The organism is Bellilinea sp., assembly GCF_034432615.1.
In the GTDB taxonomy this organism is placed as follows: Bacteria; Chloroflexota; Anaerolineae; order Anaerolineales; family Anaerolineaceae; genus Bellilinea.
On record NZ_DAOUBL010000124.1, the window covers coordinates 1 to 5,584 of the forward strand.

Here is a 5,584-nt window from a genome sequence, read left to right on the forward strand (position 1 = left end):
CTGTTCGAACAGTCTGGCAATGGAGGGGTCAAGCTCCGTGCGGCGCAGCACCTCCTGCGGGCGATCAAGGTTGTGATAAAAGTCATACAGACCGTGGGTGTGCTGATGCAGTACCTCGTAAACGGCGCGCCGGATTTCTTTTTCGCTCAGTCCGCCGCCTGAAATGACCCACTGGTTGGCGCGCAGGGCGCGCACCAGCGGGCTGCTGCGCCGCGCCGCGGTGATGGCTGCGCCGAGGTCGGCGATGCGGTAGCCCAGCCACGGGGGAGTGTGTTTGCTGACGGCCAGCGCCAGCCAGACGCCGAAGCGGCTATTCGCCAGGGTTTGGAGATTGATCTTTGAGGTGGTCATCGAGCAGGCTGCGATTTTCTGCGAGGGGAGATTGATTCAGGACTTGTTGAATGCGCTGCTGCAGGCTGGTTTTGCCCGGCTGGCGTCTGCCCAGTCCACGCAGGGATTCCAGGAACATGGCGGTCAGCGATTGAGTCAGGTTTTGCAGGGAGGCTGCCGAAAGTTTCTCGCCGCGCTCGAACCAGATTACGGCGGCATAGCCCATCACCACCGTTACGGAGGAGGCAATGGCTGCTGCCAGCAGCCAGCCCGGCAGACCGCCCAGTTTGCTCAATTCGCCGAACAGGGTACGCCCCAGCAGCCCCAGCCCAAAGGTAGCCGCCAGCTCGCGGGCGCGCTCGAGTGTGATGCGGTAATTATAAATGCGGGCAATCCCCAGCACCATGACCGACTGGGTGACGATCAGCGGGGCGAAGTCAATCATCGGCAGCGGGGTCAGTGCAATCACCGCCGAAACCGATGCCGCGCTGACAATGGAACGCCAGGCCAGCTGCCAGCGGTAGTGCGGCAGACCCTGCCCGAGCGCGGCGGTGATTTCAGGCTGCAGGGCGGCAATGGCGGCCAGAATTTGCGGCAGACCTTCGCCGCTTTTCGCCACCAGCGGCAGCACCTGCGCGCTTTCCAAACCGAGGTTTTGAGCGGCGCGGGCAATCACCGCCGCGGACTGGCGGCGCACCAGATCCATCTTGTTCATCACGACGATGTAGGGCTTGTTGAGCGCCTTCAAGCGCTGGTATAAATCCAGTTCGGTTTGCTTGATGCCCTGAATGGCATCGAACACGATGATCAGCACATCCGCAGCGGCGGCAGCGGTCAGAGCTTCTTCCCGTTCGCGTTCGCCCACCTGCCCAACCGCATCTGCCCCGGGGGTATCCACCACATGGAACAGACCGGTATCGGCTTCCTGATTGGCGCGGGTTGTGCCGGGCAGCGGGCCGACTTCGGCGCGTTCGTTCTTTTGCTGCACAAACTGATTGTACAGGGTGGATTTCCCCACATTGGCCGGGCCGACGATGGCAATCCGGCTTTTCTGCCCAAAGGCAGTCCGGAACTGGTGGGCCGAAAGGCGCATCAGCAGGCGCAGCAGATTGGCATCCGGCGGCAGACCCCCCAGCAGGGCCTGCAGGGTGCTGCGGTCGGCCGGCGAAAGCGATTCCCACACGATGCGGAAGACATCGCGCGTTTCGGGAGGTAATTTGCGGAAAATATCCTGAAGGGTGGGCATGGTAAGTGGGTTAAATGGTATCACAAAGGCTAAAAATGGGGTATGATGAAGCCGTTTGAAAATCATGTGAAGGTCATGGCGTTGAAAACACACTCTCGTTGGATCGTTTTGGTGCTGTGCTGCCTGTTTTTCTTTTCGCTGGGCGTCACAGTGGCTTCGTTTGGCCCGTTGCTTCCGGAACTTTCGGCCCTGAATCAGGTGGATTTGAGCCGGATGGGGCAAATTTTCACCTTCTACTTCATGGGTTCGTTGATTTCTCAACTGCTCAGCGGGCCGCTCAGCGACCGCTTTGGCGAAAAGCCGCTGCTGCTGGCCGCTACCCTGCTGTTGATGGGCAGTGTGGCGGCACTGCCGTTCAGCCACACCTTTCCCCTCAGTTTGCTGCTGTTCAGCCTGACCGGCCTGGGCGGCGGGGCGATTGTGCTGGCTACCAATGTGCTGATTGCGCGGGTGTATGCCGACCGTTCCATTTCGGCGCTCAATTTGCTCAACCTGTTCTTCGGGGTGGGGGCATTTTTCAGCCCGGCACTGGTCGGCCTGATTGCCGGTCAAACCGGTAACGGGCGGCAAATCCTGTGGCTGGTGAGCGGTCTGCTGGCTGTGCAGGTTGTTCTGTTTCTGTGGCTGCGCATCCCTGCCCCAGGCCGCGCATCTACGCAAAATCCGGCAGCCGGGTTGGGTGTTTTGCTGCGCAGCCGATTGGTCTGGCTGCTGGCCTTTTTGCTGATGCTGTATGTGGGGGTGGAAAACGGTTTCGGCGGATGGATTACGGTCTATATGCAGCGCACGGCCAACCTGCCGTACGAACAGGCCGCGCTTTCGGCTTCCGCTTTCTGGCTGGCGCTGACCGCCGGGCGGCTGGTGACGGTGGGTCTGGGGATGCGGCTGAGCGCCGTGCGCATCCTCGCGCTCAGTTTGGGCGGGGCGCTGGCCGGCAGCCTGCTGATGGTCGTGGGCAGTGGCAACCTGACGCTCAGCGCGGCCGGCATCCTGCTGACCGGTTTCAGTTTCGCCTCCATCTTTCCTTCCACCGTTTCCCTGAGCAGTTCGTCCTTCCCAGAACAGGCCGGCAGGGCGATGAGCATCATCAACGGCATGGCCAGCATCGGCGCCATGCTGCTGCCGTGGCTGCAGGGTGTGTTGCTCAACACCATTTCACCCGCCGCCAGCACCCTGCTCACCCTCGGCGGGGTGGTGGGCATGGCGCTTTTACTGGCGGCCGTCCGCCCGCTGACCCGTTCAACCGTTCCATCTTCGCTGCCAAAACCGGCAGCCGGTTTTTCGGATGCCTTGAATCGTTGAGCCATGCTGCCGCGGGAATTTGAAACCGCCCTGCAGACCATTTTGGAACAACTGACCGGCCTGCCGGAAGCCTGGGCGTTGACCGGCAGCGTGGGAATGGTGCTGCAGGGCATGCCGCTGCAAGTGCATGACATTGACGTGCAAACCAGCCCGCTGGGTGCCATTCAGATTCAACAGCGGCTGGAGGGGTGGATGGTCGAACCGGTGCGGCAAGTTGAATCTTCCTTCATGCGTTCGCTGCTCGGCAGGGCGGTGGTGGAGGGGGTCGAGGTGGAAATCATTGGGGGAGTGCAAAAACGGCTGGAAGGCGGGGGGTTGGAAGAGCCGGTCAACGTGGCTGAACATCGCCGCTGGGTTGAATGGCGGGGGTTGAACGTGCCGGTGCTGGTTCTCGAATATGAGGCGGAGGCCTATCGGCGCATGGGGCGGCTGGAAAAAGCCGAAAAAATCCGCCGCTGGCTGGATTCCACAAAACCTCTTGACTAGAACAGATTTTCTGATAAAATAGGATATAATTAGTCAACAATTGAAAGGTTGAATCAACCGCCGCTGGCTGACGGGACTTATTTCAAAAGGAGATCAACATGAGCAGTGTCCGCGTTCTGGTTGGCACCCGCAAGGGGGCATTTATTCTTTCGTCCGACGGCAAACGGCAAAACTGGCAGGTGGACGGCCCGCATTTCGGCGGTTGGGAAATGTTTCATCTCAAAGGTTCGCCGGTTGATCCCAATCGAATTTATGCCTCACAGGCCAGTGAGTGGTTCGGGCAGGTCATGCACCGCTCGGATGACGGCGGAAAAACATGGCAGACGGTCGGGAATCAGTTTGCCTACCGCGGTGAGGTCGGCAGTCACCAGTGGTTCGATGGCAGCATCAAGCCGTGGACTTTCCGCCGGGTCTGGCATTTGGAACCTTCGCTGACGGATGCCGATACCGTCTTTGCCGGGGTGGAGGATGCCGCCCTGTTTCGCTCGACGGATGGCGGGCTGAACTGGGAGGAGTTGAACAGCCTGCGTCAGCACGGGACAAGCGCAGACTGGCATCCGGGAGCGGGCGGTTTGTGTCTGCATACCATTCTGCTTGACCCGCACGACCCGCAGCGGATTTTCACGGCCATTTCGGCTGTCGGCGCGTTCCGCAGCGATGACGGCGGTCAAAGCTGGAAACCCATCAACCGCGGGCTGAAATCGGATTATATTCCCGACCCCGACGCGGAATTTGGTCATTGCGTTCACCGCATTGCCCTGCACCCGTCCCGTCCGCAGGTTTTGTTCATGCAGAAACACTGGGATGTGTTGCGCAGCGATGATGCCGGTGAGCACTGGTACGAAGTCAGCGGCAACCTGCCCAGCGATTTTGGTTTTGTGGTGGCGGTTCACGCTCACCAACCCGATACGGTGTATGTCGTGCCCATCAAAAGCGATTCGGAACATTACCCGCCGGAGGGTAAATTGCGGGTGTACCGCAGCCGCACCGGCGGAAACGAGTGGGAAGCACTCACCGCTGGGCTGCCCCAGCAAAACTGCTACGTCAATGTCCTGCGAGATGCCATGGCGGTGGACGAGCTCGATCCGTGCGGGGTTTACTTTGGCACCACCGGTGGGCAGGTGTATGTTTCGCCGGACGGCGGTGATCACTGGCAGGCGATTGTCCACGACCTGCCGGCGGTGCTTTCGGTGGAAGTACAAACGCTGCCATGATTCGCGTCGTTCTGCCGGCCCATCTGCGCAATCTGGCAAATATCAGCGGGGAAGTCCACCTTGACCTCCCCCCACCGGTCACGCCGCGCCGGATTGTGGATGAACTCGAAAAGCGTTACCCGGCTTTGCTTGGCACGATTCGCGATGCGCACACCCTACAACGCCGCCCCTATGTGCGCTTTTTCGCCTGCCGCGAGGATGTTTCCTTTGCCGACCCCGACCTGCCGGTAGCCCCGCCGGTGGCCGCCGGAGAAGAACCGTTCATCATTCTGGGCGCCATTGCCGGCGGGTAGCGCCGGGCAGTTTTTTCTTGACAGTCCGCCGTTCCGGCGGTACAATTTGACCGCAATTGGCCGAGATAGCTCAGTTGGTAGAGCACGCGACTGAAAATTGCGGTGTCGCCAGTTCGATTCTGGCTCTCGGCACACCCCCGCGCAAGCGCGCGGGGTTTTTTTATTCCCGCCAAACTCTGCTAACCTCACTGCGGAATAAATCCTGTTTGCATTCGATTTCTGAATTTTGCCCCCTCCTGCGCCTCCCCCAATTTTGCTTTTGCGATATTGGGGGAGGTGGGAGGGGGTAAGTTCTGTTAGAATCAGGTGCATGAAGATGCAGCCCGAACGTCTGACCGTGCTGGCGCTGGTATGCGTTGCGCTTGGCGCGGCTTTACTGTACTTTGGTTTGCAGCATACGGTGACGGTGTGGATAGACGGCCAATCTCTGACGGTTCAAACCCGCGCACTGACGGTGGGGGCAGCCCTTGCCGAAGCCAACATCCCGCTGGGAGCGTTTGACCGGCTGGCTCCCCCGCTGGAGGCGCGCCTGCCGCGCCAGGGCGTCATTCGGCTGGCGCGCGCCCGCCCGGTGCAGATTCTGGATGCGGCCAGCGGACGCACCCATCACCTGTACACGCCGGAGCGCATCCCGGCCAACCTGCTGGCGCAGGCCGGTTTGCGCCTTTTTCCATCCGACCGGCTGGAATGGAACGGGGCAGCGCTCGACCCGA

At 60.7% G+C, this 5,584-nt stretch carries 7 protein-coding genes and 1 tRNA gene; 6 read left to right on the plus strand and 2 right to left on the minus strand.

The window, feature by feature from the left end; all coding sequences use genetic code 11:
- Together VAE48_RS05510 and VAE48_RS05515 are read right to left on the minus strand one after the other, a co-directional pair.
- The coding region (locus VAE48_RS05510; protein ID WP_322792319.1) for a hypothetical protein at positions 1–351 on the minus strand (351 nt) is incomplete at its 3' end.
- A complete protein-coding gene (locus VAE48_RS05515; protein ID WP_322792320.1) occupies positions 311–1,642 on the minus strand; it encodes a GTPase in 1,332 nt (443 codons plus the stop codon). The genes VAE48_RS05515 and VAE48_RS05510, both read right to left, overlap by 41 nt.
- On the opposite strand from VAE48_RS05515, the gene VAE48_RS05520 reads away from it, so the two are divergent.
- From VAE48_RS05520 to VAE48_RS05545, 6 genes are all read left to right on the plus strand, one after another.
- The gene (locus VAE48_RS05520) at positions 1,619–2,878 is read left to right on the plus strand and encodes an MFS transporter (RefSeq protein ID WP_322792321.1); all 1,260 of its coding nucleotides are present in this window, start codon (positions 1,619–1,621) and stop codon (positions 2,876–2,878) included. The two genes, VAE48_RS05515 and VAE48_RS05520, sit on opposite strands and share 24 nt — an antisense overlap.
- Before the next feature lie 3 nt (positions 2,879–2,881).
- Positions 2,882–3,364 (plus strand): nucleotidyltransferase domain-containing protein, encoded by a 483-nt coding sequence (locus tag VAE48_RS05525; RefSeq protein WP_322792322.1) that lies wholly within the window; start codon positions 2,882–2,884, stop codon positions 3,362–3,364.
- 98 nt (positions 3,365–3,462) lie between these two features.
- Positions 3,463–4,578: a hypothetical protein gene (locus VAE48_RS05530; protein ID WP_322792323.1), complete on the plus strand. Its 1,116-nt coding sequence runs from the start codon at positions 3,463–3,465 to the stop codon at positions 4,576–4,578.
- A complete protein-coding gene (locus tag VAE48_RS05535; protein ID WP_322792324.1) occupies positions 4,575–4,871 on the plus strand; it encodes a hypothetical protein in 297 nt (98 codons plus the stop codon). The genes VAE48_RS05530 and VAE48_RS05535 overlap by 4 nt, the downstream gene beginning before the upstream one ends.
- A 59-nt stretch (positions 4,872–4,930) precedes the next feature.
- Positions 4,931–5,003, plus strand: a tRNA-Phe gene (locus VAE48_RS05540).
- 184 nt (positions 5,004–5,187) lie between these two features.
- Positions 5,188–5,584 (plus strand): ubiquitin-like domain-containing protein (locus VAE48_RS05545; protein ID WP_322792325.1); only part of this gene is annotated, 397 nt, incomplete at its 3' end.

Excerpts from the sequence above, each read along its gene's own strand:
- VAE48_RS05520 (WP_322792321.1), top strand. The coding sequence starts at position 1,619 with ATGATGAAGCCGTTTGAAAATCATGTGAAGGTCATGGCGTTGAAAACA.
- VAE48_RS05515 (WP_322792320.1), bottom strand. The coding sequence starts at position 1,642 with ATGATTTTCAAACGGCTTCATCATACCCCATTTTTAGCCTTTGTGATA.
- VAE48_RS05525 (WP_322792322.1), top strand. The coding sequence starts at position 2,882 with ATGCTGCCGCGGGAATTTGAAACCGCCCTGCAGACCATTTTGGAACAA.
- VAE48_RS05530 (WP_322792323.1), top strand. The coding sequence starts at position 3,463 with ATGAGCAGTGTCCGCGTTCTGGTTGGCACCCGCAAGGGGGCATTTATT.
- VAE48_RS05535 (WP_322792324.1), top strand. The coding sequence starts at position 4,575 with ATGATTCGCGTCGTTCTGCCGGCCCATCTGCGCAATCTGGCAAATATC.